Raw genomic sequence first — 25,834 nt, 5'->3', positions numbered from 1 at the left:
GGCGCGCAGGTATACTGCGCGCCAGTGTGGCCCGCAAGTCGGGCCCGCGTCATTTTTTGCACGTTCCGGAGCTTCCATGAATTGCCCCACACAACCGCCTGTTGAAAGCGCCGAACTGGCTGATCCAGACAGCCTCGACAGTGAAGCCAAACCGGTGATCCCGGCCTTCAAATTCCCTTTCAAACCGGGTGAACTGGCCGGGGCGAAAGACAGCAATCAGCCGTGGTACAAAAACGGCGCGAAGAACGGTCACACTAAAACCCCGGGTATGGCGCCGCCAGGCACCCGTCGCTCGATGGGTAAACGCTGACGGCGGTTGTGCCTACAGCCATTGCTGACTTTTCGTCTTGTCGGTCCACGACCTTTTCTTGAAAGCTTGCCTGATACCCCTTTGCCGCGCCTGGTTGGCAGCAGTACCGGTTGAAGGCGTTGATCTTTCAAGAAAGGGATGTCTGCATGGCTTTGGCAAAGATCTTTGTATTGTCTGTTGGGTCGCTGCTGTCGAGCGGCTTTTTTGTGGGGGCGGTGGCTGATACTGCGCCGCGCAGCGAGATCCGCTTCGCAATCTCCCCGCAGTTCCCGCCCTATGAAAGCCGCAATGCCCAAGGGCAGTTGGTGGGCTTGAACATCGAACTGGGCGATGCCCTATGCGCCCAGCTCGATGTGCGCTGCACCTGGGTCGACCAGGTATTTACCCGCAGCATCGATGCCCTGGAAAGCCGGCGTTTCGATGCAATCATGGGCATGGCATCCACTCCCCAGCGCCGGCAGTTGATCGACTTCACCGACGACCTCTATCCCCTCACCACCCACCTGGTGGCCCGCAAGTACTCTGGGCTGCTGCCCACGGTGCGCGCCCTCAAGGGCAAGCGCATCGGGGTGCTGACCGGCAGCAATCGTGAAGCCTTCGCCCTGGCGCAATGGGCGCCCGCCGGGGTGATCATCAAGAGCTTCTGGCTCAACGACCAGTTGATCCGCAGCCTGGTAGCCGGTGATATCGACGCCACGTTGCAAGGCAAGGCCGAAATCCGCCAGGAGTTGCTCGACACTGAGCGGGGCCAGACTTTTGATTTCGTCGGCCCACCGGTGACCGGCCAGCAGATGGGCACCGCCGTGGCCATCGGCGTGCGCAAGTCCGACCCCGAGTTGCGCAGCGAGCTGAACCGCGCACTGGAGCAGCTCAAGCAGAGTGGCGAGTATCAGCGCATTCTCCAGGGTTATCCACAGGAGGAACCTGACGCCGCCAACGCCCAGGACCAGGACGGGCCGCAGTTTTACCCCGGGGACCTGGACCTGCCGTTTTCCGAGGCCGTGCGGGTCGGTAGCATGCTGTACACCTCCAGCATTGCGGGGGTGGATGCCAGGCTCAACCTCGTGAAGGGCGGCACGGGCGCGCAGATGAGGCAGGTGATGAACACGCTGCGCGAACTATTGTCGCGTCATCAGTCCTCGCTGGACCGGGTGGTCAAGTGCACCTTGATGCTGGTCGAGCTGGAGGACCTGAACCTGGTCAACGACGTGTACCTGGGTTATTTCGCCCGAGGTCGGCTGCCCGCCCGCAGTGTGCTGACCGTGCGCCGGCTGCCGCACGGCGCACGGGTGGCGGTCGAGTGCGTGGCCATGGTCGAGGATCCTCCCGGATCCATGGCCGGGGCACCGGGCAACTAAATGCGTGGAACATGAGCTGGATCAGTATTTGCTCAACCGGTGCGCTTAGAGTCGGTGCCCCTGCCGACTCCTCCAATAATCCCGAGCGCGCTTTCCATGAAGATCAATCTCCCGGTCACGGGTCGAAGTGTGGACATTGCCCAAGACGCCAACATCCTTTCGACCACTGACCTAGGCAGTTCGATTACTTACGCCAACCAGGACTTTATCGACGTCAGTGGCTACAGCCGTGAGGAGCTGCTGGGCGCGCCACATAATCTGCTACGCCATCCGGACATGCCGTCGGCGGCTTTTGCCCACATGTGGCAGACCCTCAAAAGTGGCCGCTCGTGGATGGGCATGGTGAAAAATCGCTGTAAGAACGGTGATCACTATTGGGTCAGCGCCTATGCCTCGCCGGTCACACGTGACGGTGTGGCGGTGGAATACCAGTCGGTGCGCACCAAGCCCGATGCGCGGCGGGTGTTGGCTGCGGAGCGCGCCTATGCGCGTTTGCGCGCAGGTTCCCGGCGCTTGCGGCCAGTGCTGGAAATGCCTATGAAGTTGTCGCTGGTCACTGGCGCGACGTGCGCGCTGACCTGGGGCGTGGGGGCCGGGTTGGCCAGTTATTCATGGGCGTTGCAGGTGCTGGGCCTGGCTGCGGTGGGCGCGGCAGGCGTCTTGGGCATCAATCTTTTGTTGCGGCCCCTGAGGCAATTGAGCGAGCGGGCGCGGCAGATTGCCGACAACCCCGTCAGCCAGGCGATCTACACCGGACGCGCGGACGAGCTGGGGCAAATCGAATTTGCCATGCAAATGCTCGAAGCCCAGGTGGGCGCAGTGGTTGGGCGGATTGGCGATGCGTCGCAGCGTTTATCAGGGCACGCCGCCGCCCTGGCCCAGCAACTGGACAGCAGCCACACCAGCAGCCTGGGCCAGCAGAGCCAGACCGACCAAGTGGCGACCGCCATCCAACAGATGGCGGCCAGCGTGGCGCAAGTCGCCAACCACGCCCAACAAGCCTCGAAAGCGGCAGACCAGGCCGGCAGCGAGACCCGTGAAGGCCATCAGCGCGTGGACGAAAGCCGCGATGCGGTACTGCGCCTGTCCCAGGAACTGGCCAGGGCCACCAGCGTGATCCATCAACTGGAAAGCCACAGCGGGGATATCTCCAGCGTGCTGGAAGTGATCCGGGCGATTGCCGAACAGACCAACCTGTTGGCCCTCAACGCGGCCATCGAGGCGGCGCGGGCTGGCGAGCAGGGCCGTGGCTTTGCGGTGGTGGCCGACGAAGTGCGTGGCCTGGCGCAACGTACCCAGCAATCGACCAATGAAATCCAACGCATGATCAGCACCTTGCAGGGCGGCGCCCGTGATGCGGTGATGGCCATGGAACAAAGCAGCCAGCATGTCGAAGTCAGCGTCGACCATGCCCAGCGCGCCGCGTCGGCCCTGGATGGCATCAGTCAGCGGGTCAACCAGATCACGGCCATGAGTGTGCAGATTGCGGCGGCGGTGGAAGAACAGAGCGCGGTGAGCGAGGACATCAATCGCAATATCGTCGGCATCCGCAATGCGGGCGAGGCGACCGTCAGCGCCGGTCAGCAGAGCCAGCTCAGCTCCGGCGACGTGGCGGCGCTTGCGGAAGACCTGCGGCGCTTGGCGGAAGAGTTCTGGGGCAAACGCCGCTAACCTGTGGCAGTGGCGAGCAAGCGCTCTGGTTGTGGCGAGCGGGCTTGCCCCGCGCTGGGTGGCGAAGCCGCCCCAAAACCTGCTGGCTCGGTGTATCTGCAACAACGGCGGTGCTTGGATTGGGTCTGCTACGCAGCCCAGCGCGGGGCAAGCCCGCTCGCCACAGGAAATCTACAGTCCAAAAAAACTGTTGTGCTGCAGCTATCCCCAAAAAAATCTCGACCTGCCGCAAGCGCTTGTTGTGGCGAGCGGGCTTGCCCCCGCGTTGGGTGGCGGAGCCGCCCCAAAACCTGCTGGCTCGGTGTATCTGAAACAACGGCGGTGCCTGGGGAGGGGCTGCTACGCAGCCCAGCGCGGGGCAAGCCCGCTCGCCACAGGAAATCTACAGTCCAAAAAACTGCTGTGCTGCAGCCCCCCCAAAATCTCGACCTGCCGCAAGCGCTTGTTGTGGCGAGCGGGCTTGCCCCGCGTTGGGTGGCGAAGCCGCCCCAAAACCTGCTGGCTCGGTGTATCTGCAACAACCGCGGAGCCTGGAGTGGGTCTGCTACGCAGCCCAGCGCGGGGCAAGCCCGCTCGCCACAATGACAGGTTGACGACCCTCAGGCAGCGCGTAGCGAGATAAACGCATAGTTGGCGGGTACTTCAGTGGCTATCTGCGCGCCGGCGTCCAGCAACTGTTCGGCAATATCCATCCCGGATACATGAAACACCCATTCGTGGGCCATGGCCGGTTGTTCTGCGGCCAACTCAATGGCCTGGGCGAAGGCGCTCATATCCGGCAGGTAGGCGGTAAACCCATCGCCCTTGAGCGCTGTCGTCCGAATACCCAACAGGGCGCACACCGCCTCCTTGGTCTGCACATCATCACGGTCGGCCTGGCGCGAGCGGCGGATCAATTGCGCCAGTTCCTGATCTATCAGTTCACCGCCGACGATCAGCGCCGGGCCCTGTTCCCAGGATTGCGGCGGGCAATCCTTGGCGGCCGGGTTCAGCGGGATATGCGGGTTGATCTCCATCGGGTAGATGCGACAGACCAGCGGCCTGCGCTCATAGATGCCACAGCGGTTGTCTTCGTCAAGATTCCGGCAGCGCCCGGCGTTGTAGGCGGCAAAGGTGATCGCCACGAACGCCTGGGTGTTACCGCTGGGCACTACCACCGAACGCCGTTCGGCATGCTCGCGTTGCTGCAGTGGCAGGCCCAGGCCATTGCCCAGGAAACCTTCCACCAACACGATGACATTGCCGCCATCCGCCGCCCACTGGCGGGCTTCGTCAAGGGTCAGGGGGACATGATGGTCGGTGCAGCATTTGCCGCAACCAACGCAGGAAAACTGGGTATTCATGGAGGATCTGCTACCAGGCCAGGTCAGAGGGCGCTCTTGCGCGGTGACGGGTTTTTACCTCTATCCGCCGCTCGCAGACTCTGGAAGCAAGTTATGCGCCAGCGCCGCTCAGTCTTCGCTGACCACGTCGCGCAGCACCAAGACCATGCCGGCGCTCTCATACAGTTGGCGTGCGCGCTGATTGCTTTCCAGCACCTTGAGGTCCACGTAGGGTTCGCCACGCTGCTTGAACACCTGGAAGCTATGGAGCAACAAGGCGCGCCCCAGGCCCTGGCCCTGGGCGCAAGGGTGGATGCAAAGGTGCTCGATAAAGGCACTGGTCCAGCATTGGGCTACGCCGAGTATGCCGTCGGCATTGCTCGCCACCAGGCACAGCGTGGGGTCGAACTCTGCATCAGTGATGAACTGCTGCTGCCAGGTGTCCAGGTTGGCTACGTGGCCGCCGCCCTGTGCCTGGGTCATGCGCAATACTGCATGGATCGCCGGGGCCAGCTCATTGCGGTAATGATCCAGACGGGTGTCGGCTGGCCACTGCGGCGCGGGCAGGCTGCCGGTGAGGTCGCGGCGCAGCAGTTGGTAATACGCTGTCACTATTTACAGGCCTTTTTTCGCCACGGTCTGGGCCGCGACCACCAGGCATTTGGTCAGCTCGGGCGACGAAAACTTGGTCAGCACCGAGTCGGCCCCGGCCAGGCGCGCTTTTTCGCTGTTCATCGCGCTGTCCAGGGAGGTGTGCAACAGCACGTAGAGGTCCTGGAAGTCTGGGGTTTCACGCAGGGTGCGGGTGAGGGCGTAACCGTCCATTTCCGACATTTCGATGTCAGACACCACCACATTGATCTGCCCGGCGGTACCTTGCAGCTCCAGCAGCACATCAATGGCTTCCTTGGCACTGCGTGCGGTGTGGCAGGTCAGGCCGAGGTTGCGCAGGGTGTGCACCGATTGCTGCAGGGCCACTTGGCTGTCGTCCACCACCAGAATGCGCGCATGGCCGAGCACTTCGGCTTCTTCCATGGTCAGGTCGGTGGGCGCGACTTCGATTTGCGCGGGGGCAATGGCGTGGATGACTTTTTCGATGTCCAGCACTTGCACCAGCACGCCGTCCACCTGGGTCACGCCGGTGATAAACGAGCGCGTGCCGCCGGAGCCAAAGGGCGGCGGGCGGATGTCCGTGGTCAGGCAATGCACGATCCGGCTCACTGCCTGCACATGCAGGCCCTGCTTGGAGCGGCTGACATCGGTAACAATCAGGCAGCCGCCGTCGGGGTCTTGCAGGGGCATCTCGCCCAGGGCACGGCTGAGGTCGATCACCGACAGGGCCGCGCCACGCAGGGTGGCGATGCCTTTGACGTGGGGGTGGGACTCCGGCAGCTTGGTCAGCGGCGGGCAGGGAATGATCTCGCTGACTTTCAGCAGGTTGATGGCCATCAGCTTGCCGCTGCGCAAGGTAAAGAGCAGAAGCGAGAGTGAATCTGCGCGGGCTTTGGTGGTGGACATAAAAACCTTCTGTGGATCGGCGATAACAATCTTCTATGGCAGGTTATCGACGCCGGCCCAAAAAACTGTAGGAGCGAGCTTGCTCGCGAAAAACCCGAGTACGCTGCGTTTGTTCAGGATAGACGCGTTATCGTTAATGTTTTTCGCGAGCAAGCTCGCTCCTACAGTGGGTTGTGTCTTAGCCCTTCCACACCTGCGGGTTCACCAGATCCTGCGGGCGTTGGCCCAACAGGGCGCTGCGCAGGTTGTCCAGGGCGCGGTTGGCCATGGCTTCGCGGGTTTCATGGGTGGCCGAACCGATATGCGGCAAGGTCACGGCATTGCTCAGTTGGAACAGCGGCGACTCAGCCAGGGGCTCGCGCTCATACACATCCAGCCCGGCGCCGCGAATGCGCTGGGTTTGCAGGGCCTCGATCAGCGCCGGCTCGTCCACCACCGGGCCACGGGAAATATTCACCAGGATCGCACTGGATTTCATCAGGCCCAACTCGCGATGGCTGATCAGGTGCTTGGTCTTTTCACTCAAGGGCACCACCAGGCACACGAAATCCGCTTCGGCCAGCAACTGGTCCAGGCTACGAAACTGCGCGCCCAGTTCCTGTTCCAGCGCAGTCTTGCGGCTGTTGCCGCTGTAGAGGACCGGCATGTTGAAGCCCAGGCGCCCACGGCGAGCAATGGCTGCGCCGATATTGCCCATGCCGACGATGCCCAGGGTCTTGCCGTGCACATCACAGCCGAACAACGGCGCACCGACGCTGGCTTTCCACTGCCCGGCCTTGGTCCACGCATCCAGTTCGGCCACCCGGCGGGCGCTGCTCATCAACAGGGCGAAGGCCAGGTCGGCGGTGCTTTCGGTCAACACATCGGGGGTATTGGTGAGCATGATCCCGCGTTCGTTGAAGTAGTCCACGTCGTAGTTGTCATAACCCACCGAGACGCTGGACACCACCTCAAGCCTGCTCGCCCCTTCGAGCTGCGCACGGCCCAGCTTGCGGCCCACCCCGATCAAACCGTGGGCGTGGGGCAGGGCTTCATTGAACTGCGCGTTGATATCGCCTTGCTTGGGATTGGGGACGATGACCTCGAAGTCCTGTTGCAGGCGTTCGATCATCTGGGGGGTGACACGGCTGAAGGCGAGGACAGTCTTTTTCATCGCAAGTGGGGCTCATCGACAGGGAAGAATGCCAAGCAAGCTAACATTCCTGCACCCACTTGTCAGGACACCGCATCACCAATGTGGGAGTGGGCTAGCCCGCGATGGTGGTGTGTCCGTGGATAGATTGCGTACTGATCCTCCGCTATCGCGGCATGCCCGCAGTCAGGCATTGCTCCGTGGGCCCGCCGCGATCGGCCATCCATGGCCGTGTCGCGGCTACCCCGGCATCCTGCCGGGGTGCCCACTGCGCAATACCTGCCTGCGGCCAGCGTGGTTTAACGGGGCGCTTAAGATCAAAAGCAACAGCAACGCAAGAGTGCGGAGCTGGCTGCTTACTTGTGGGAGCGGGCTTGCTCGCGAAGACGTCGGCCCAACAAACATTGATGTTGACTGACCCACTGCTTTCGCGAGCAAGCCCGCTCCCACAGGGGACTTTCAATATTGGGGGGCTGTGTTCCAAATCAGGTTGTAAGGCGCACCGCCCCCAAACTGCCACTTAGCTCATACGCCGCGAGTTCCGCCTGGTGCGCCGCGAGGATCTCCGGCAGCGAGCCACGCAGGTATTCCACCCAGGTTTTGATCTTCGCATCCAGGTACTGACGCGATGGGTAGATGGCGTACAGGTTCAGTTCCTGGGAGCGGTAAGTCGGCATCATCCGCACCAGGGTGCCATTGCGCAGGCCTTCGATGGCCGCGTAGACCGGCAGCAGGCCAACGCCCATGCCGCTGATGATCGCGGTCTTCATCGCGTCGGCGGAGTTCACCAAAAATGGTGAGCTGTTGATGCTCACGCTTTCCTGGCCATCGGGGCCGTTGAACACCCATTTGTCCAATTGGATCACCGGGCTGACCAGGCGCAGGCACGCATGGTTGAGCAAATCACTGGGCCGCTGCGCGCAGCCGTTGGCTTTGACGTAGGCCGGCGAGGCACAGACGATGCTGTAGGTGATCCCCAGGCGCTGGGAGACAAACCCCGAATCCGGCAACTCGCTGGCGAGCACGATGGACACGTCGTAGCCCTCGTCCAGCAGGTCCGGCACGCGGTTGGCCAGGGTCAGGTCGAAGGTCACATCGGGATGGGTGCGGCGGTAGCGGGCAATCGCATCGATCACGAAATGCTGGCCGATGCCGGTCATGGTATGCACTTTGAGCTGCCCGGCGGGGCGCGCATGGGCGTCGCTGGCCTCGGCCTCGGCTTCCTCGACATAGGCCAGGATTTGCTCGCAACGCAATAAATAGCGCTTGCCAGCCTCGGTCAGGGCGATGCGGCGGGTCGTGCGGTTGAGCAAGCGGGTTTGCAGATGGGCCTCCAGGTTGGAGACCGCGCGCGAGACGTTGGCTGTGGTGGTGTCCAGTTGCACCGCGGCGGCGGTGAAGCTGCCGGCTTCGGCGACACAACTGAAGGCGCGCATATTTTGCAAAGTGTCCATGGGGTGCTCTCAAGGGAGATGGCAAATTGTGACACGAAGTTACGGTGGCCAGTGACCCCGACCAATGGATTATCGCCTGAACGGTAACAAAGATTCACAGGAATCCCACCTTATCGCCATTCCTCGCGCCCCCTAGAATTGCCGCACCGTCCCCGCAACACCACCTCAGGAATTCGCAGCAGTGCCGCGTCGCATCAGCAGAGAGCTGAAGACTCTCAGTGTTTGGGCTTTATCGTTAGCAATCAGCGGCTGCATCGGAACCGGAGCAATTGCCCCCCAAGGCAAGAGTCTCGCCGCCAATACCTTGGCCACCGACGACGCAATCCAGAGCGCCGCCAGGGATGCGAACTGGCCGACCACCCAGTGGTGGCAAGCCTACGGTGATCCGCAACTCAACCATTGGATCGACCTCGCCGTTCAAGGCAGCCCCAGCATGGCCGAAGCCGCCGCCCGGGTGCGCGAAGCGCGGGCCATGGCCGGGCTTGCCGAGTCCGCCGAGGCCGTGCAGATCAACGGCGATGCCACGCTCAAGCGCCACAACTGGCCCAGCGATCAATTCTACGGCCCCGGCAAACTGGACAACGCCACCACCTGGGACAACAACGCCGCCCTGGGCCTGAGCTACGCCCTCGACCTGTGGGGACGCGAGCGCAATGCCAGCGAGCGGGCGGTGGACCTGGCCCATATGAGTGTGGCCCAAGCGCGCCAGGCCCAGTTGGAACTGCAGAACAACGTGGTACACGCCTACATCCAACTGTCGCTGCATTACGCCCAGCGCGATATCGTCGCCGCCACCCTGGCCCAGCAACAGCAGATCCTCGACCTGGCGCAAAAGCGCCTGGATGGCGGCATCGGCACCCACTTTGAAGTCAGCCAGGCCCAGACCCCATTGCCCGAAACCCATCGGCAACTGGACGCCCTCGACGAAGAAATCGCCCTGACCCGCAACCAACTGGCGGCCTTGGCCGGCAAGGGCCCGGGGGAGGGCGCGAAATTGCAGCGGCCGACCCTGGCCCTCGGCGCGCCGCTGAAATTGCCATCGGCACTGCCCGCGCAACTGCTCGGCCAGCGCCCGGATGTGGTCGCCAGCCGCTGGCAAGTGGCGGCCCAGGCCCGGGGCATCGACGTGGCCCATGCCGGTTTCTATCCCAATGTCGACCTGGTGGGCAGTCTCGGCTACGTCGCCACCGGCGGCGGCATGCTGGGCTTTCTCACCGGCAAGAAACTCAACTACAGCGTTGGCCCGGCGATCACCCTGCCGATCTTCGACGGTGGCCGCCTGCGCGCGCAATTGGGCGAAGCCAGCGCCGGCTACGACATTGCCGTGGCCCGCTACAACCAGACCCTGGTCAATGCGCTCAAGGGCATCAGCGAACAACTGATCCGCCGTGAATCCATGGCCAAGCAGCAGACCTTCGCCGCCGAATCGGTGGCCTCGGCGCAGAAAACCTATGACATCGCGATGATCGCCTACCAGCGTGGCCTGACCGATTACCTCAATGTGCTCAATGCCCAGACCTTGCTGTTTCGCCAGCAACAGGTCGAGCAGCAGGTCCAGGCCGCGCGCCTGAGTGCCCATGCCGAACTGGTCACTGCCCTGGGCGGCGGCCTCGGCGCAGGCAACGATGCGCCGGCGGCAGGCACCACCGTCGCGAACAAGACCCCGGCGGCGTTGGCCGTGTTCGATCACTGATCAGGTTTCCCATGACTCCCTTGCCTGCACCGCTGCGTTGGCTGCATTCCCTGGAATGGCGCCGTGGCTTTTTCGACTGGGCGCGCAGTGATGGCGTGACCTGGGTCTACATCTTCAAAGTGCTGATCGCCGCGTTCCTCACCCTGTGGCTGGCCATGCGCCTGGAACTGCCGCAACCGCGCACCGCCATGATCACCGTGTTTATCGTGATGCAACCGCAAAGCGGCCAGGTCTTTGCCAAGAGCTTCTACCGCTTCCTCGGCACCCTGGCGGGGTCGGCGGTGATGGTGTTGTTGATCGCGCTGTTTGCGCAAAACACCGAGTTGTTTTTGGGTGCGCTGGCGATCTGGGTGGGCGTGTGCACGGCCGGCGCCACGCGCAACCGCAACTTCCGCGCCTATGGTTTTGTACTGGCCGGCTACACGGCGGCGATGGTGGGCCTGCCGGCGCTGGCCCACCCGGACGGCGCGTTTATGGCGGCGGTATGGCGGGTGCTGGAAATCTCCCTGGGGATTCTCTGCGCGACCCTGGTCAGCGCCGCGATCCTCCCGCAGACCAGCAGCGCGGCCATGCGCAACGCCTTGTACCAGCGTTTCGGCACCTTCGCCCTGTTCGTCACCGACGGCCTGCGTGGCCGCAGCCAGCGCGAAGGTTTTGAAAGTAGCAACGTGCGCTTTATCGCCGAAGCCGTGGGCCTTGAAGGGCTGCGCAGTGTCACCGTGTTCGAAGACCCGCATATGCGTCGGCGCAATGGTCGGCTCAGCCGCTTGAACAGCGAATTCATGGGCATCACCACGCGCTTCAACGCCCTGCACCAGTTGCTTGAACGCCTGCGCAGCGATGCTGCCGACCATGTGGTGGCCGCGATCAAGCCCGGTTTGCAGGACCTGGCCGAACTGCTCGATGGCTTCAGCGGGCGCGCCTTGACCAGCCCCGATGCCACGCGCCTGGTGAGCCAACTGACGGCCTATAAAGAGAGCCTGCCCGCCAAGGTCCGCAGCCTGCGGGCGCAGTTCCAGGAGAGCGGTCCGAGCGATGCCGAGCAGTTGGATTTCCACACCGCTTATGAGCTGCTGTACCGCTTTGTCGACGACCTGCACAACTACGCGCAGACCCACGCCTCCCTGGCCGAACACAGCCACGAACGTGAGCACTGGGACGAGCCCTACACGCCGAAAACCAACTGGCTGGCCTGCGCCGCGTCGGGGATTCGTGCCTCATTCATTCTGGTGGTGCTGGGCAGTTACTGGGTGGCCACCGCCTGGCCCAGTGGCGCCACCATGACCCTGATCGCAGCGGCCACCGTGGGCCTGTCGGCTGCCACGCCGAACCCCAAGCGCATGGCCTTTCAAATGGCCTGCGGCACCTTGATCGGCGCCCTGGTGGGGTTCGTCGAGATGTTCTTCGTGTTTCCCTGGATCGACGGGTTCCCTTTGCTCTGCGTGATGCTCGCCCCGGTAATCGTGCTCGGCGCGTTCCTCTCCTCGCGTGCGCAATACGCTGGGGTCGGCCTGGGCCTGCTGATTTTCTTCAGCACCGGCTCCGTGCCGGATAACCTGACGGTCTACAACCCCTACACCTTTATCAACGACTACATCGCCATGATCATCGGCATGCTGGTGTGCGCAGCGGCGGGGGCGATCATCCTGCCGCCCAACAGCCCCTGGCTGTGGCGCCGCCTGGAGCGCGACCTGCGTGAGCAAGTGGTGTTTGCCATCAGCGGCAAGCTCAAGGGCCTGGCCTCGGGGTTCGAGAGCCGCACCCGTGACCTGCTGCACCAGGCTTATGGCCTGGCCGCCGGCCAACCACAGGTGCAACGCAACCTGCTGCGCTGGATGTTTGTGGTGCTGGAAGTCGGTCACGCGATCATTGAGCTGCGCAAGGAGCAGGCGATCCTGCCGGTGCATCCGGCGTATGCCGAGTCCCAACCGTGGCGCCAGGCGATCCGGGTCATGGGGCGTTCGCTGGTGCGGCTGTTCCTGCAACCGAGCCAGAGCAACCTGGAACGCGCCCTGATCGCGGTCGATCACGCCATCAGCCGCGTGCAAGCCACCGACGAACCCTTCGCCCCACACTTCGACACCTCGGCCCTGCGCCGGGTCAAAAGCTACCTGCACTTTATCCGCACATCCCTGCTGGATCCGCAATCGCCCCTGGCTGCCCTCAAGCTTGAAGGAACCGTTCATGCCGCGTGAAATCGCCTTCCATGGCATCTACATGCCGACCATGACCCTGATGTTTTTCATCGCCGCGGGACTGGCCTGGGCCCTGGATCGCTTCCTGGCCGGCTTTGACCTGTACCGTTTTTTCTGGCACCCGGCGTTGCTGCGCCTGAGCCTGTTCACCTGTCTTTTCGGCGCCATGGCGCTGACCGTCTACCGTTGAGAATGCCCCCGATGAAAAAGTTTTTCAGCCTGCTCGCAACTCTACTGGTGTTGGCCCTGGCGATCTGGATTGGCCGCACCCTGTGGGTGCATTACATGCAGACGCCATGGACCCGCGATGGCCGGGTGCGTGCCGATATCATCAACGTCGCCGCCGACGTCACCGGCGAAGTGGTCGACGTGCCGGTGCGCGATAACCAGTTGGTGAAAAAGGGCGACCTGCTGATGCAGATCGACCCCGAGCACTACCGCATTGCGGTCAAACAGGCGCAGTCCCTGGTCGCCTCACGCAAAGCCACCTGGGAAATGCGCAAGGTCAACGCCCACCGCCGCGCCGACCTTGATGCTTTGGTGATCTCCAAGGAAAACCGCGACGACGCGAGCAACATCGCCGATTCCGCGCTGGCTGATTACCAACACGCGCTGGCGCAACTGGAAGCCGCCGAGCTGAATTTGAAACGCACGCAAGTGCTGGCGGCAGTGGATGGTTATGTCACCAACCTCAACGTGCATCGCGGCGACTACGCGCGTATAGGCGAAGCCAAGATGGCCGTGGTCGATATGCACTCGTTCTGGGTGTATGGCTTCTTCGAAGAAACCAAGCTGCCCCACGTCAAAGTCGGCGACAAAGCCGATATGCAACTGATGAGCGGCGAGACGTTAAAAGGCCACGTAGAAAGCATCTCCCGGGGCATCTACGACCGCGACAACCCCGAGAGCCGCGAACTGATTGCCGATGTGAACCCGACGTTCAACTGGGTGCGTTTGGCCCAGCGGGTGCCGGTGCGCATTCATATCGATGAAGTGCCGGAGGGGGTGTTGTTGGCGGCGGGGATTACCTGCACCGTGATCGTCAACCAGGCACAGAACTAAACAAAGGGCATCAGGCACATCGCCTATCGGTTCGCCGATTCCTGTAGGAGCCGGCTTGCCGGCGAAGAACCTGAGCGCAACGCGAGGTACTTGGTGCCCCGTGTTAGCGTTGACGATTTTCGCCGGCAAGCCGGCTCCTACAGGGGTTAATGGCCTTGGATGTAGGTCTCGTGCAGATGCCGCCACAGCAACGCGCCGCTTGCCTGTTTCTCGAACACCACGGTGGCGCGGCGGTCTGTTTGGGTGCCGCTGTCATCGATCTGGTGTTCACGGTAGGTCACCGTGGCGCCCCGTGCATGTCGGTCAATGCCGGTCAGTTCGCTCAAGGTGATTTTCAACCCCGGACGCATGCCGCCCAGGCGGGTGAACAGGGCGTTGACCCCGGCTGTATTGACCCGTGCGCCGGTGGCGGGAGCGATCATGCTGAACTCGGGGGAGAAGCGCGCCAGCAGATTCTGCAGGGTGCCTTCGGGGGCTGTGCCGGCAAACCATTGCTCGATCTCGATGTGGGTCTGGATCACTTCTTCAAAAAAGTCGCTGTAATCAATCATCATTGAGGCTCGCTGGCTGGGTGAAGCAGTGCGCGAACCCTGGAGGTATCCAGGCTCAGCACTGCCAAGAGCGGCAGCAGTGTCAGGGCTGCCGCGATCAAGAAGGTCATGGTGAAGGAATCCGAGGCCGATAGCACGGCGCTGAGTGCCGCTGCACCGAGGCAAAAGCTCAACTGCCGATTGATATTCCATAGCGCACTGGCGTAGCCCATGCGCTGGGCGGGGATATCGAGAAAGGCCAGGGTCTGTGCAGTGCTGCTGCACAGGCTGCCGCCCAGGCCCATCAGGCCGTAGGCGAGAATGATCAGGGACGGCTCGTTGAGCAACAGGATACCGCCGCATTGCAGGCCCATGCCCGCCAGCAACAAGGGCTTGGGGCCGCAGCGGTTGAACAGCTGCTTGCTGAGGAAGATGGCCAGTGCCGATGCCAATGCCCACGGCAGCATCAGTGCGCCGGTGCGCGTGGCGTCATAGCCCAGGCCGCGCAGGTAGAGGATGGCGATCAGGCTGGTGCCGATAAATACACCGGGGATGCACACGTAGACCAGCATCGCGATGCGCAGCATCGGGTTGCCGATCTGTTTGAACAGGTTGCCCATCTCCAGGGTGGGGCGCGCAGTCGCCGGCGCGTCCGGTTTTATCCACAGCCACGCCAGCAGCAGGGTGAACAACGCCAACGGCAAGTTGGCGTAGAAGATCCAGCGCCAGGACACCATATCGACCAGCAACCCGCCCAACGCCGGTGACAGCGCCGGCACCAGCAGTGCCACCGACATCACCCGGGCGGTGAGTTGGCTGCGTTCTGCGGCGGGAAAGTGTCGATAAGCCAAGGCCTGCCCCACCGGGATCAGCAGACCACCGCCCAAACCTTGCAGCAAGCGCCAACCGATCAGCGCCTCGATCGAGCCGGCCTGACCAACCATCACTGAAGCGCCCGCGAACAGCAGCAGGCTGGCGGCAATCAAACGTCTTTCTCCGAGCATTGCCGCCAGCCATACACTGAAGGGAATGATCACGGTCAACCCGAGCAGGTAGGCATTGCTGACCCACGCCAATTGCGTGACCGAAGCCTGTAGCTCGCGGGCGATATCCGGGTAGGCGACGGTGGCGACAAACATGTTCACCAGGTCGAGGGCGAAGCCCAGCAAAAAGATCCAGGCGATTTTCGAGCGGTAGGTCATGAACATGATCCTGCGAGTGAGGCGCGCAGGGTAGGCGTGCTGCAGGGCTTGGGATACCTCGGTTTGCCTGCTAGTTTGTCAAATTCATTTTGACAAAGGGGCCGGTGACCATGGTCAGCCTGGACCGATTCGATACATTCAAGGCCGTGGTCGAGGCCGGCTCGTTGACGGCTGCTGCCGAGCTGCTGGGCCAGACCCGCGCGGTGGTCAGTTTCAACCTCAAGCGCCTGGAGGCCGAGCTGGGCGTTACCCTGTTGACCCGCAGCACCCGTCAACTGGCGCTCACCGACGCCGGCGAACGCTTTTATTCACGCTGTACGCGCATGCTCGAAGAAGCGCGGCTGGCGGTGGAAGAGGCCCGCAGCGAACACGCCCAACTCAAGGGCACGCTGCGTATCACCACCACCGTGGAATATGCGCTGGCGGTGGTTGCACCGAAAGTGGAAGCCTTTCGGCGTCTGCATCCGGACCTGCATGTTCACTTATCCACATCCTCCACCCATGCCGATTTGATTTCGGAGCGTTTTGACGTGGCGATTCGGCTGGGACGATTGCTCGACTCCAACCATCGTGCGGTGCAGTTGTCGACGTTCGAGGTGTTTGCGGTGGCAGCGCCTGCATTTGCCGGGATTCGCACGCTCGATGAGCTGGAACAAGTGCCCAAGCTGGGCCATGGCCGCCTGACCGAGCTAAGCCTGAGCGACCCGGCCGGTGGCGAGCATCAATATCGCCCCGGCCCCACTGCACTGACGGCCGACAGTGCGTCTGTGCTTCAGGCGTTTGCCCTGCGCGGCCATGGCGTAGCAGTGCTGCCACAATGGCTGGTGCAGGAGGATCTTGAGGCGGGCAGGTTGGTGCGCCTGCTGGCGGACCATCGCTTCGCCCCCCAGGGGATTTACGCCATGTACCCGGATACGCGGCATTTGCCCCTGAAGGTGCGGGCGTTTATTGATTTTATGAAGGGCTAGAGTGAACCCGAGAGCCCGAAGCGCTTCTTCAAGACTTTCTCCAGTAACGCTTTAGGCAACAACGCTGACATCAACGGCAACGCTGTGCTGCCATTGCCCGCACGCAGCAGCCGTGGCGGTTTGGGTTGTTGCACCGCCCTCAGCACTTGAGCGGCAAATTGCTCGGCCGAAGTCGGGTTGTTCTGTGAAGCCTGGGAGCGCGCCCGAATACCGTCACGCAACGGCCACCACGGCGATTTTTCGTTGATCAACAATTCAGCCTGGGCCCCGGCGTTTTTCGCAAAGCTTGTATCAATGGCCCCCGGCTGCACTTCCATCACCCGCACGCCAAATGGCGCCAGCTCCATGCGCAATGCGTCGCTCAAGGCATGCACGGCGGCCTTGGAGGCGCAGTAGGCGCCGGCGAATGGCGTGACCAGCACCCCGGAAACACTGCCGATATTCACCACTAGGCCTTTGCGGGCGCGCAGTGCGGGGAACAGGGCCTGGGTCACGCCGACGATGGAAAACACGTTGGTCTCGAACTGGCGCTGCATCGCCTCGGTGCCGCCGTCGAGCAACGGGCCCATGGCGCCGTAGCCGGCGTTGTTGATCAGCACATCCAGCTCGCCCCACTGTTCGGCCAGGTGTTGCAGGGCGGCGCTGTCGTTGACGTCCAGGTTCACCGCATTAAAACCTGCAGCGGCGAGGGCGGCGACGTCGTCTTCACGACGGGCGCTGGCCCACACCTCGAAGCCGGCGGACTTGAACGCGTCAGCCAGGGCACGGCCAATGCCGCTGGAGCAACCGGTGATAAGCACGTTGGGCATGGATCAATCCTTTGTCGGGTCAGTCGGCGAAGCTGCCTTGCAGGTGCTCGGCGCGAAATTCCAGGGTTTGCGGGCGATAGCCGGGACGCAGCGGCGGTACGGGCAGGCAGTCTTCCCAATCGGCACCGGCCTGCAACTCGCCGGGGCCGCGGTAGCGGGGGGCCGCATAGACGTTATCGGCCAGGTTCACCGTGTCACCCGGCGCGTAGGCGGCGACGCGCCAGCGCAATTCGGTCAGGGGCACGTCGTTGCCGTTGTTGAGCTTGAGCTGCAAGGGGCGGTCGGCGGGGCACTGCTCGGGGGCGTAGCTGATGCGCAGCTCCAGGCGCGATAGCTGCGAGGCTTCGCGGTTGTCCAGCCACACCACCCACATCGCCACGAACCCCAGGCCCACGGCGGCCGCCAGGGAAACCGGCAAGGCCTTGGCGGGGTAGCGCAGCAGCAGGATCAGCCAGGTGATGATCAGTAGAACGCCGAAGAACATGGAGACCACCTCAAATAAGGAACGAGCATCCTAACTGAAGCGTAGGCGTGATTGGCTACCTTAAGAGGTGTGTTGGCTGGGCTGACGCCTTCGCGAGCAAGCCCGCTCCCACAGGTTGACCGTATTCCAAGGATGGACACGGCCCAACTGTGGGAGCGGGCTTGCTCGCGAAAAGGCCCTCAGCATCACCCAAAACCCCAAAAAAGCCCCCACCCAGCCCACTGCGGATAGGGGACGCAATGGGCTGGATAGGGGCTTCTCGTACGACTGTTTTACTGCGCGATGGTTTTCACCGACACGCCACGCTCAACCGGCGTCGAGCGCCCGTAGATATCTTCAAACCGCTCGATATCGTCCTCGCCCAGATAGCTGCCCGATTGCACTTCGATAATCTCCAACGGGATCTTGCCCGGGTTGCGCAGGCGATGCACCGAGGCAATCGGGATGTAGGTGGACTGGTTCTCGCACAGCAGGAACACGTTCTCGTCGCAGGTCACTTCAGCGGTGCCACTGACCACGATCCAGTGTTCGGCGCGGTGATGGTGCATCTGCAGCGACAGGCACGCGCCCGGCTTGACCGAGATGTGCTTGACCTGGAAGCGCCCACCCATGTCCACCGAGTCGTAGGAACCCCACGGGCGGTAGACCTCGCAGTGGTTCTGGGTCTCGCTGCGCCCCTGTTCGTTGAGGGTGTTGACCATCTGCTTGACGCCCTGGACCTTGTCCTTGTGGGCAATCATCATCGCGTCCTTGGTTTCCACCACCACGATGTTTTCCAGGCCGATCACCGACACCAGCTTGCCGTTGCCGTGGATCATGCAGTTCTTGCTGTCCTGGATCACCACGTCGCCCTTGGTCACGTTGCCGTTGGCGTCTTTGTCATTGACCGCCCACAGCGAGGCCCAGCAGCCCACGTCGCTCCAGCCGGCACTGAGCGGCACCACGCAGGCGCGCTGGGTTTTTTCCATTACCGCGTAGTCGATGGAATTGTCCGGACAGCAGGCGAAGGTGGCTTCGTCGAAGGTCACGGTGTCGGCGGTGTGTTCGCTACGCTCCAGGGTCAGCACGCAGGTGTCGTAGATGTCCGGGTCGTGCTTTTTCAGCTCTTCGAGGAAGCGGCTGGCGCGGAACAGGAACATGCCGCTGTTCCAGAAATAACCGCCGCTTTTGACGAACTCCACCGCACGTTTTTCATCCGGCTTCTCGACGAACTGCTGCACCCGGCTGACGCCTTCGGGCAGCAGTGAGTCGTTGGTGGACTTGATGTAGCCGTAGCCGGTCTCCGGGCGGGTGGCCGGCACGCCGAACAGCACCATTTCGCCACGCTCGGCGGCCACGGTGGCCAGGGCCAGGGCGCGTTGCAGGGCTTTCTGGTCGTCCAGTACATGGTCGGCGGGCAGGACCAGCATCAGCTCGTCACGGCCTTCATTGACCAGCATCATCGCGGTCAGGGCCACGGCCGGCGCGGTGTTGCGGCCAAAGGGCTCCATCAGGATGCGCTGGCTCTCCAGCTTGCGCGTGCTCAACTGCTCGTTGACGATGAAGCGGTGGTCTTTGTTGCAGACAATGATCGGTGCGTCCATGCCTTCAAACACCAGGCGCTCCAGGGTTTGTTGGAACAGCGTGTGTTCGCCGGTCAGGGCCAGGAACTGCTTAGGGAACTGTTTGCGGGAAAGCGGCCAAAGACGTGAGCCGCTACCACCGGAAAGGATTACTGGGATCATGGGTTTCTCCTTGAATCTGTATGGGTTAGAGCAACGAAATTCAGTCGTTTCACTCTTGTTTTTGTCTCGGTCCGAACTGCCACTTTGATCCCCTGTAGGAGCGAGCTTGCTCGCGAAGCACTTCCAGACACCGCGTTCATGCAGACTGCCCGCGTTATCGTTGGCGATTTTCGCGAGCAAGCTCGCTCCTACAGTGGGTAGCCGTCAATTCAGGAAATCATCAGCGGGTCGACACGGGGCGCTTGACCCACACCGGCGACAGGCTGCTGCCGGAACCGGTGACATACAGCACCGCCGCCTCACCACGCTCCAGCGCCACCGGCTTCACGTCGCCGACTTTTTTATCGCCGTCATACAGCGCCAGGCTGACCTTCACCGGGTTGATCTCGCGCTCGCCACGGCCTTTGGCGGCCACGGCCTTGACCACGTCGGTCTTGCCGTCGGCGGTCTTCAGGGTCAGGGCTTTGTCGCTGAGGTTCTGCACGCGCACCAGGGATTTCTGCTTGTTCTTGAACGGTGGTTCTTCGATCAGTTGCGGCTGGCCAGTGCCGCTGTTGACCAGGGTGTAGTAATGATCGGCGGCCAGCTTGACCGTGACGTTCTGGCTGCCGACCTTGGCGCTGTAGTCACCGCCCGGCAGGAAGCTGAAGTCGCTGCTGGCCAGGGGCGCCACATCGCTCAACGCGGTGTTGCCGACGCTGGCGCTGACTTCCTGGTTGCTGGCGTTGAACAGGCGCACGAAGCTCGAGCCTTTTGGCGCGATGGGTCCGTAGAGGGCGGCGTCGCCGGCGAAGGCGGACATCGACACGAAGCTCAAGCCGGCGGCCAGGGCCAGGGTCTTGGCGAGACGACGCGGAGTAGTAGTGAAAGTCATGTGAGTTACCTCTCTTTCAGTTTTGCGCCCGGTCGGGCGTCTCGGATTTCTGGGTTTTAACGGGTGTGTTGATTGCCATGTTCTGTTGGCGTGTACCGGCTTGCTTGAGTTGCGCAACCCACTTGGGGTCGGCGTCGCCGATTTCGTTGTTCACCGGCAGATAGCGTTCCGGGAACTCCCAGATCAGCACTTGTGGCGGGCTGTTCTTGAAGTCATCGCTTTTCAGGTAACTGAGCATCGGCAGGATCGGGCCGTGGCCGTCTTCGGAGTAGTTCACCACTTCGCTGCCCAGGGCTTGCTTGAGGGCACCGACGAAGTTCCAGTTGGGGTTGGCGCTGTAGCTGGTGCCCACCAGGGCCACCGGCATTTCGCTGTCGGCGAACAGTGCGTCATCGCCGGCTGCCTGGGCTTGCACCGCGTGGGTCACGCGTTTTTGCAGGGGCTCCTTGGGCGGCATCAGGTTTTCGAACAACGGGTCCAGTGGCAGGAACAGGCGCAGGTCACCGCTGTGGGGGGCGATGCTTTCGGCGTCGGTGACAAACCGCTGGGGCTCGCCGCTGAGCAGGGTCTTGGCGTTGATCACGCTGGCCAGTTGCTTGGCGGCGACTTCGGCGCCATCCGGGGTCCAGTGGGTGTCGGTGCGCAGGAACACTTGCTGGCCGTGGAGCTTGGCTTGTTGCAGCGGGCCCAGCAGGTCGGGGGCGATGATCTTGTCGGCGGCAACCCGGGCATGGAAGTCCTGGTAGAGCCCGGCGTGAATGCTCGCCGGTTGTACTTCACCCAGGTGCTCGGGGTACAGGCGCACCTTGGCCGGGACAATTGCCATCACCAACTGCACGCCCTTGGCCTTGAGGGTCTGGCGCACGCCTTCGACCAGGGCGTAGTTGTCTTGCAGGTTCTGCTCTTCGTTGACGGCGGGGTTGAATTCCTCGTCGCTGTACAACCAGTGATCGCGGCCCAGCACCACGCCTGGGCGGCCTTCGTTGAACAGCTTGTAGTCCAGCGCCGCCCAGAGGTTGGTGCCCAGGCGCTTGATCGGGAACTCATCGTCGTAATGGGTCTCGACCGCCTTGGCCCAGCGCCCGTTGAGCACGGTGGCGTCGGCGTTGGTATTGAAACCGAAGAAACTGCGCACCGACCACGCGCCCAGGGCCATAAGCAGGGCCATGAACAGCGCGGTGTAGAGGATGCGGAATGAACGGGTCATGGTCGGCTCCCTCAGAATTGGAAGTAAAGGAACGGCGAGAAGCTTTGCGCCGAGAGTTTCAGAATCGACGCCACGAACAGCAGCAGAATCAGGGCGCGCATGGCATAGCGTGGCCAGTCGGCAGTCCAGTAGGCCGGTTGCACGGCGGCGTTGCTGCCGACGCTGAAACCCGGTTCCTGGATGCTGCCGGGGTTATCCCCAGGCACCGCCTTGATCAGGCTCGGGTCAGCCGGCTTGGCCTTGTCGGCCGGGCGATTGCGGTAGAAGTCGCGCAGGCCGAAGAACGCCAGCGTGGCGTAGGCCACCACCATGGTTGCCACTTGCAGGCCGGTGAGGTTGGCGCGGTTGAGTTCCGACAGCGACCACTCGCCAAAGCTGAACATCGCGCCGTACATGCGCCCGGCAACGTGCAGGTTTTCGGCGCGGAAGATCACCCAGCCCATCACCACCAGCAGGAAGGTGAAGGCCCAGCGCACCGGGTTGAAGCTGCGTGGCGAAGTGTTGAGGCCGATGGCTTTTTCAATCGCCAGCCACATGCCGTGCCAGGCGCCCCACACGATGTAAGTGATGTTCGCACCGTGCCACAGGCCGCCGAGCAACATGGTCAGGAACAGGTTGCGATAGGTGGTCAGCGTGCCTTTGCGGTTGCCACCCAGGGTGATGTACAGGTAGTCGCGCAACCAGGTAGACAGGCTGATATGCCAGCGCCGCCAGAACTCGGTGATCGACTGGCTGATATACGGCTGCTTGAAGTTTTCCATAAAGCGGAAACCCATCATCAAGCCCAGGCCGATGGCCATGTCGCTGTAGCCGGAGAAGTCGAAATACAGCTGCGCGGTATACGCCAGCGCGCCGAGCCAGGCATCGCCCGTGGTGGGGTTTTGCAGGGCGAAGCAATGGTCGGCCACCACCGCCAGGGTGTCGGCGATAAACACCTTCTTGATAAAGCCCTGCATGAACCGCGTGCAGCCCTCGGAGAATTTATCCAGGGTGTGGGTGCGGTTGTTGAACTGGTCGGCCAGGTCGCGAAAGCGCAGCACGGGGCCGGCGATCAGGTGTGGGAAGATCGCCACGAACGCCGCAAAGTCGATGAGGTTGCGGGTCGCCGGGGTGTCGCCGCGGTACACGTCGATGATGTAGCTGATGGACTCGAAGATGTAGAACGAGATCCCGATCGGCAACAGCACGTGGGTGAGGATAAACGGCTCCAGGCCCGCCGATTTCATCATCAGGTTGATGCTGTCGACACCGAAGTTGGCGTACTTGAAGTAGCCCAGGATGCACAGGTCAACCGCCACCCCGAGCAACAGCCAGCGCTGCGCCGGCTTGGTGCGCACGCCAGCGGCACCGACCTTGAGGCCGATCCAGTAGTTCCACAGGGTCACGGCGGCGAACAGCGCCAGGAAGTCCACCCGCCACCAGGCGTAGAACACGTAGCTGGCAATCAGCAGCAGCAGATTGCGATAGCGTTGCCCGCTCAAATAGTACAAGCCGAGAAAGATCGGCAAGAACAGAAACAGGAACACATTGGACGAGAAAACCATCCCGATCTCTCCATGTTTAACCAACAGTCAAGGGCCAACGGCCCCCCAAACCCCCCACGAAAAACCGGGGAGGGCGGTACTACTTTTTCACTGTCGAAACCGGCCCAAAATGTGGGAGCTGGCTTGCCTGCGATAACGGTGTGTCAGGTGACATCAATGCTGAATGTCAGACCGCTATCGCGGGCAAGCCCGCTCCCACATTGGGAGCCCGTTCCATCAACGGCCTTTTTCGTGCGCCGGGTCGTAGACCTTGGTCAGGTCGCCGCCCAGGCGGAAGGTCTTGAACGGTTGCATGTCGTGCTTGCGTTCGATCACTTCCGGGGCGCAGGTGTAGAGGGTGCAGAAGGGTTCGAGCCAGGCGAATTTCATGTCCTGCTTCAAGTCCTTCATGTCCTGCTCTTTGCCGTTCTTCTGCTCGAAGATGTCCGGGTCCTTCACCCCGGCCAGCACTTTGTCGCCCAGGCGCTTGAGCGCGCCGTTGTTCTCACCGCGCACATCCACGCCATTGACCAGGGCAAAACTGGCGATCATCGCCAGCGGCGGCAGGGCGTAGTTGTGGTAGGCCAAGGCCCGTTGCTGGCGCTTCAATTCGTTGGGCAGGTAGCCCTGGGCGTCGACCTGGTTGGCGCCGACCTTGTATTCCTTGACGGCCCAATCGAACAGGTCGCGACGGTTGGTGGCGACGGACGTGGCCATCACCGACCAGGCGGCCCAGTACGAGTGGTTGTTGGTTTTTTCCAGGGGCAGGTTGTCCCAGTCGCTGACCACTTGCTCGGCCAGTTTGTTGAACCAGGCTTCGATCAGTTGCGACTCCTGCGGGTACTTGGCCAGCGGTTGCGACTCGGAGAACTTCAGGCGCACATAGGCCGAAGCCATGCTGCCCAGCGCCCATTTGCGCATGGATTTGCCGGTGTGGTTGAAGTCCTTGGACATCAACGCATCGGCCTTGGCCCAGCTCACCAGCCAGTTCAGAGTGCATTGCAATTGCTCCGGGCGACCGTCGCGCATGAACTGCATCACCCGCTTGCTGGTGTCCTTTTCCAGTTTGGTGATATCGGCGGTGCTGTCGCGAAAGGCTTTTTCCGACTGCACGTTCAGGGTCGAACGGGCTTTATCGGAGCCTTCATATTTGCTGCGAAACTGCAGCGAGCCGGTGTAGGGCGCCGGCATGGCGTCGCAGTCGTTCTTGAAGTCGCCGGTCTTGAACGCTTCAATCGGCGCGAAATAGCCCTGGGGCGGGCGCAGCGGCGCGGCGGCGTTGACTTGGCCTGCAAACATCGCCAGGCCCAGCAGCGTTGGAATCAGTAACTTGTGCATAGGTAACCTCATTGCCCAAGTTGCGCGGTCTGCTGACCGCCGCTTGGGAACACGTTGCGTGTGCAAATTTTCGCTTCGACTTTCTGCGCGGCAGCGCCCGCTTCGGGGCCCTGCACTTCCACGGCCAGCAGGTTCTGCGAGGCCCAGTCTTCATCGGTGCGCAGTTCAAAGGCGAAACGCCCGTCTGTCTCGGATGTTTCGGGTTTGTCGATCTTGATGTCCTCGTGGCGACCGTTCATGTACCAGAGGGTGGCTTGCAGGGTTTTCACCGAAGGATCGGCGAAGCGAATGTCGACCTGATGGCGGCTATTGCGCAGGTCCATGTTCTTGCTGTTGACCATCAGCTCGTTCTTGCCGGGCTTGAGGGTGGTGCTGGCGCTCATCTGCGCCGGCTTGCCTTCGCAGCCGTTGTCGAGCAGGGCCATCATCTGGCGGTAGATGGTTTCCTGGTCGAGGCGATACAGCGGCGAGAACTCCCAGATCAGAATCTTCGGTGGGCTTTTCTGGAACTCTTCGCTGCCCAGGTACTGGATCATCGAGCCTTCCAGGCCACCGCCGGGGAAGGCGACGTTAAGGATGTCGGCGCCGATTTCCTGTTCCAGGAAGCCGGCGAAGTTGTAGTTTTTGCCGCTGTGGCTGGTGCCCACCAGGGTGATCTGCGGGTTGCCGGAATCGCCGAACAGGTCGCCGTCCGCCGCCTCGCCCTTGGGCTCGGTGCTGAACTGGTCCATGTACTGGATCGCGTAGCTGGTGCCGCACAACTGCCCGGCCATGTTGTGCAGGGTGCCGGTCTTGCCCATGCGCCCGGATTTCTTGGTCTCGAATTCACGCTGGGGGATCCCGGCGAATTCAGGCATGGCCCGCACCTTGGCCCCGACGATTTTCGCGGTGCGCTGGGCGCCATACGGCGTCCAGTGCTGGTCGCCACGGAAGTAGAAGTCGTGGGCCGGCATCGCGTCGGGCAACTGCTCGTTGGTCAGCGGCGACAGGTCCGGCACCACGTAGCCCATCTTGGCAAAACGCCCAAGCATGGTTTTGTAGTTGCCCAGGGCCTTGTCGAAATCAAAGCGCGCTTTTTCTGCCGGGTTGAGCTTGTTGCGGTTTACCAGGCCACGGGTCGGCTGGTAGACCACCACCAACTCCACGCCTTTGCTCTTGAACGCATCGTGCAGTTGCTGCATGCGCTTGTAGCCGGCCGGGGTGGTGTCGAATTCGGTGCGCAGGTCTTCCTGGGTACGGAACAGCCAGTCGCCCTGGGCCTGTACCAGGGTGGTGAAGTTCTGCTGGTAGCGGGTGGTGTAGTTTTTTGCGTCGTGAGCCTCGGGGCACAGGTTGCAGCACGGCTCGGCGGTAAAGTTCGGCGCCTTGATTTCATCGGCGCGCACGCCGCTGCTGGCGGCCAGGATGCCGAGGGTCAAACCCGAGAGGCTGAGCAGCTTGATCATGTGTGGGTGCATAAA

The 25,834-nt window shown here is 62.4% G+C and carries 22 protein-coding genes and 2 pseudogenes; 9 read left to right on the top strand and 15 right to left on the bottom strand.

What is annotated here, in order from left to right; translation table 11 throughout:
- The first annotated feature begins 76 nt into the window (after nt 1-76).
- From JTY93_RS21755 to JTY93_RS30075, 4 genes and pseudogenes are all read left to right on the top strand, one after another.
- Complete coding sequence (locus JTY93_RS21755) at nt 77-310, top strand: hypothetical protein (protein ID WP_029297855.1); 234 nt, start codon at nt 77-79, stop codon at nt 308-310.
- A gap of 146 nt (nt 311-456) precedes the next feature.
- Nucleotides 457-1,668 carry a transporter substrate-binding domain-containing protein gene (locus JTY93_RS21750; protein WP_205476907.1) on the top strand — a complete coding sequence of 404 codons (1,212 nt, stop codon included), beginning with the start codon at nt 457-459 and terminating at the stop codon, nt 1,666-1,668.
- A gap of 96 nt (nt 1,669-1,764) precedes the next feature.
- A pseudogene (locus JTY93_RS30080) lies at nt 1,765-2,046 on the top strand (PAS domain-containing protein); the annotation flags it as partial.
- 300 nt (nt 2,047-2,346) lie between these two features.
- Nucleotides 2,347-3,339, top strand: a pseudogene (locus JTY93_RS30075) (methyl-accepting chemotaxis protein); the annotation flags it as partial.
- 599 nt (nt 3,340-3,938) lie between these two features.
- Here the strand turns inward: JTY93_RS30075 and JTY93_RS21740 are convergent.
- The 5 genes from JTY93_RS21740 to JTY93_RS21720 form a co-directional block, all read right to left on the bottom strand.
- Entirely contained in the window at nt 3,939-4,682 is a 744-nt protein-coding gene (locus tag JTY93_RS21740) for a YkgJ family cysteine cluster protein (RefSeq protein WP_205476905.1), read from the bottom strand.
- 108 nt (nt 4,683-4,790) lie between these two features.
- Nucleotides 4,791-5,273, bottom strand: coding sequence for a GNAT family N-acetyltransferase (locus JTY93_RS21735; RefSeq protein ID WP_205476904.1), 483 nt, complete (start codon nt 5,271-5,273; stop codon nt 4,791-4,793).
- 3 nt (nt 5,274-5,276) lie between these two features.
- Nucleotides 5,277-6,179, bottom strand: coding sequence for a chemotaxis protein CheV (locus tag JTY93_RS21730; RefSeq protein ID WP_169994550.1), 903 nt, complete (start codon nt 6,177-6,179; stop codon nt 5,277-5,279).
- A gap of 178 nt (nt 6,180-6,357) precedes the next feature.
- Complete coding sequence (locus JTY93_RS21725; RefSeq protein WP_205476903.1) at nt 6,358-7,332, bottom strand: 2-hydroxyacid dehydrogenase; 975 nt, start codon at nt 7,330-7,332, stop codon at nt 6,358-6,360.
- Nucleotides 7,333-7,796: 464 nt separating this feature from the next.
- Nucleotides 7,797-8,765 carry a LysR family transcriptional regulator gene (locus tag JTY93_RS21720; RefSeq protein ID WP_029297870.1) on the bottom strand — a complete coding sequence of 323 codons (969 nt, stop codon included), beginning with the start codon at nt 8,763-8,765 and terminating at the stop codon, nt 7,797-7,799.
- Nucleotides 8,766-8,946: 181 nt separating this feature from the next.
- Here JTY93_RS21720 and JTY93_RS21715 point away from each other — a divergent pair, with 181 nt between their 5' ends.
- Genes JTY93_RS21715 through JTY93_RS21700 form a run of 4 tightly spaced genes read left to right on the top strand, consistent with a single transcriptional unit; the run spans nt 8,947 to nt 13,715 of the window.
- Complete coding sequence (locus JTY93_RS21715) at nt 8,947-10,458, top strand: efflux transporter outer membrane subunit (RefSeq protein ID WP_205476758.1); 1,512 nt, start codon at nt 8,947-8,949, stop codon at nt 10,456-10,458.
- Between the two features lie 11 nt (nt 10,459-10,469).
- A complete protein-coding gene (locus tag JTY93_RS21710) occupies nt 10,470-12,653 on the top strand; it encodes an FUSC family protein (RefSeq protein ID WP_205476757.1) in 2,184 nt (727 codons plus the stop codon).
- Nucleotides 12,643-12,843: a DUF1656 domain-containing protein gene (locus tag JTY93_RS21705; protein ID WP_029297878.1), complete on the top strand. Its 201-nt coding sequence runs from the start codon at nt 12,643-12,645 to the stop codon at nt 12,841-12,843. Before JTY93_RS21710 ends, JTY93_RS21705 begins: the two co-directional genes overlap by 11 nt.
- Nucleotides 12,844-12,854: 11 nt before the next feature.
- Nucleotides 12,855-13,715, top strand: coding sequence for an efflux RND transporter periplasmic adaptor subunit (locus JTY93_RS21700; protein ID WP_029297880.1), 861 nt, complete (start codon nt 12,855-12,857; stop codon nt 13,713-13,715).
- 146 nt (nt 13,716-13,861) lie between these two features.
- On the opposite strand, the gene JTY93_RS21695 is transcribed toward JTY93_RS21700, so the two are convergent.
- Together JTY93_RS21695 and JTY93_RS21690 are read right to left on the bottom strand one after the other, a co-directional pair.
- Nucleotides 13,862-14,266, bottom strand: coding sequence for a DUF4440 domain-containing protein (locus JTY93_RS21695; RefSeq protein ID WP_205476761.1), 405 nt, complete (start codon nt 14,264-14,266; stop codon nt 13,862-13,864).
- A complete protein-coding gene (locus JTY93_RS21690; RefSeq protein WP_205476756.1) occupies nt 14,266-15,447 on the bottom strand; it encodes an MFS transporter in 1,182 nt (393 codons plus the stop codon). Before JTY93_RS21690 ends, JTY93_RS21695 begins: the two co-directional genes overlap by 1 nt.
- 110 nt (nt 15,448-15,557) lie before the next feature.
- Between JTY93_RS21690 and JTY93_RS21685 the strand changes: the two genes are divergently transcribed.
- Nucleotides 15,558-16,415: a LysR family transcriptional regulator gene (locus tag JTY93_RS21685; protein ID WP_205476755.1), complete on the top strand. Its 858-nt coding sequence runs from the start codon at nt 15,558-15,560 to the stop codon at nt 16,413-16,415.
- Here the strand turns inward: JTY93_RS21685 and JTY93_RS21680 are convergent.
- The 8 genes from JTY93_RS21680 to JTY93_RS21645 form a co-directional block, all read right to left on the bottom strand.
- Nucleotides 16,412-17,224: an SDR family oxidoreductase gene (locus tag JTY93_RS21680; protein ID WP_205476754.1), complete on the bottom strand. Its 813-nt coding sequence runs from the start codon at nt 17,222-17,224 to the stop codon at nt 16,412-16,414. The genes JTY93_RS21685 and JTY93_RS21680 overlap by 4 nt on opposite strands.
- A gap of 19 nt (nt 17,225-17,243) precedes the next feature.
- A complete protein-coding gene (locus JTY93_RS21675; RefSeq protein WP_205476753.1) occupies nt 17,244-17,708 on the bottom strand; it encodes a multidrug transporter in 465 nt (154 codons plus the stop codon).
- A 272-nt stretch (nt 17,709-17,980) separates the two neighbouring features.
- Entirely contained in the window at nt 17,981-19,432 is a 1,452-nt protein-coding gene (locus JTY93_RS21670) for a mannose-1-phosphate guanylyltransferase/mannose-6-phosphate isomerase (RefSeq protein ID WP_169994534.1), read from the bottom strand.
- A 220-nt stretch (nt 19,433-19,652) separates the two neighbouring features.
- Nucleotides 19,653-20,306, bottom strand: coding sequence for an alginate O-acetyltransferase AlgF (locus tag JTY93_RS21665; RefSeq protein ID WP_205476752.1), 654 nt, complete (start codon nt 20,304-20,306; stop codon nt 19,653-19,655).
- A gap of 16 nt (nt 20,307-20,322) precedes the next feature.
- Entirely contained in the window at nt 20,323-21,513 is a 1,191-nt protein-coding gene (locus tag JTY93_RS21660; RefSeq protein ID WP_205476751.1) for an alginate O-acetyltransferase, read from the bottom strand.
- Between the two features lie 11 nt (nt 21,514-21,524).
- Nucleotides 21,525-23,057: an MBOAT family O-acyltransferase gene (locus JTY93_RS21655; RefSeq protein WP_205476750.1), complete on the bottom strand. Its 1,533-nt coding sequence runs from the start codon at nt 23,055-23,057 to the stop codon at nt 21,525-21,527.
- Nucleotides 23,058-23,273: 216 nt separating this feature from the next.
- Nucleotides 23,274-24,374 carry a mannuronate-specific alginate lyase gene (locus JTY93_RS21650; RefSeq protein WP_275899055.1) on the bottom strand — a complete coding sequence of 367 codons (1,101 nt, stop codon included), beginning with the start codon at nt 24,372-24,374 and terminating at the stop codon, nt 23,274-23,276.
- A gap of 8 nt (nt 24,375-24,382) precedes the next feature.
- Nucleotides 24,383-25,831, bottom strand: coding sequence for an alginate O-acetyltransferase (locus JTY93_RS21645; RefSeq protein WP_205476748.1), 1,449 nt, complete (start codon nt 25,829-25,831; stop codon nt 24,383-24,385).
- Nucleotides 25,832-25,834 lie beyond the last annotated feature (3 nt).

Source organism: Pseudomonas hygromyciniae (genome assembly GCF_016925675.1).
Lineage (GTDB): Bacteria > Pseudomonadota > Gammaproteobacteria > Pseudomonadales > Pseudomonadaceae > Aquipseudomonas > Aquipseudomonas hygromyciniae.
This window is presented reverse-complemented; position numbering and strand designations above follow the sequence as displayed.

What these genes read in the sequence shown, in the direction of transcription:
- JTY93_RS21755 (WP_029297855.1), top strand. Translation starts at nt 77, where the DNA reads ATGAATTGCCCCACACAACCGCCTGTTGAAAGCGCCGAACTGGCTGAT.
- JTY93_RS21750 (WP_205476907.1), top strand. Translation starts at nt 457, where the DNA reads ATGGCTTTGGCAAAGATCTTTGTATTGTCTGTTGGGTCGCTGCTGTCG.
- JTY93_RS21740 (WP_205476905.1), bottom strand. Translation starts at nt 4,682, where the DNA reads ATGAATACCCAGTTTTCCTGCGTTGGTTGCGGCAAATGCTGCACCGAC.
- JTY93_RS21730 (WP_169994550.1), bottom strand. Translation starts at nt 6,179, where the DNA reads ATGTCCACCACCAAAGCCCGCGCAGATTCACTCTCGCTTCTGCTCTTT.
- JTY93_RS21725 (WP_205476903.1), bottom strand. Translation starts at nt 7,332, where the DNA reads ATGAAAAAGACTGTCCTCGCCTTCAGCCGTGTCACCCCCCAGATGATC.
- JTY93_RS21720 (WP_029297870.1), bottom strand. Translation starts at nt 8,765, where the DNA reads ATGGACACTTTGCAAAATATGCGCGCCTTCAGTTGTGTCGCCGAAGCC.
- JTY93_RS21710 (WP_205476757.1), top strand. Translation starts at nt 10,470, where the DNA reads ATGACTCCCTTGCCTGCACCGCTGCGTTGGCTGCATTCCCTGGAATGG.
- JTY93_RS21705 (WP_029297878.1), top strand. Translation starts at nt 12,643, where the DNA reads ATGCCGCGTGAAATCGCCTTCCATGGCATCTACATGCCGACCATGACC.
- JTY93_RS21700 (WP_029297880.1), top strand. Translation starts at nt 12,855, where the DNA reads ATGAAAAAGTTTTTCAGCCTGCTCGCAACTCTACTGGTGTTGGCCCTG.
- JTY93_RS21695 (WP_205476761.1), bottom strand. Translation starts at nt 14,266, where the DNA reads ATGATTGATTACAGCGACTTTTTTGAAGAAGTGATCCAGACCCACATC.
- JTY93_RS21690 (WP_205476756.1), bottom strand. Translation starts at nt 15,447, where the DNA reads ATGACCTACCGCTCGAAAATCGCCTGGATCTTTTTGCTGGGCTTCGCC.
- JTY93_RS21685 (WP_205476755.1), top strand. Translation starts at nt 15,558, where the DNA reads ATGGTCAGCCTGGACCGATTCGATACATTCAAGGCCGTGGTCGAGGCC.
- JTY93_RS21680 (WP_205476754.1), bottom strand. Translation starts at nt 17,224, where the DNA reads ATGCCCAACGTGCTTATCACCGGTTGCTCCAGCGGCATTGGCCGTGCC.
- JTY93_RS21675 (WP_205476753.1), bottom strand. Translation starts at nt 17,708, where the DNA reads ATGTTCTTCGGCGTTCTACTGATCATCACCTGGCTGATCCTGCTGCTG.
- JTY93_RS21670 (WP_169994534.1), bottom strand. Translation starts at nt 19,432, where the DNA reads ATGATCCCAGTAATCCTTTCCGGTGGTAGCGGCTCACGTCTTTGGCCG.
- JTY93_RS21665 (WP_205476752.1), bottom strand. Translation starts at nt 20,306, where the DNA reads ATGACTTTCACTACTACTCCGCGTCGTCTCGCCAAGACCCTGGCCCTG.
- JTY93_RS21660 (WP_205476751.1), bottom strand. Translation starts at nt 21,513, where the DNA reads ATGACCCGTTCATTCCGCATCCTCTACACCGCGCTGTTCATGGCCCTG.
- JTY93_RS21655 (WP_205476750.1), bottom strand. Translation starts at nt 23,057, where the DNA reads ATGGTTTTCTCGTCCAATGTGTTCCTGTTTCTGTTCTTGCCGATCTTT.
- JTY93_RS21650 (WP_275899055.1), bottom strand. Translation starts at nt 24,374, where the DNA reads ATGCACAAGTTACTGATTCCAACGCTGCTGGGCCTGGCGATGTTTGCA.
- JTY93_RS21645 (WP_205476748.1), bottom strand. Translation starts at nt 25,831, where the DNA reads ATGCACCCACACATGATCAAGCTGCTCAGCCTCTCGGGTTTGACCCTC.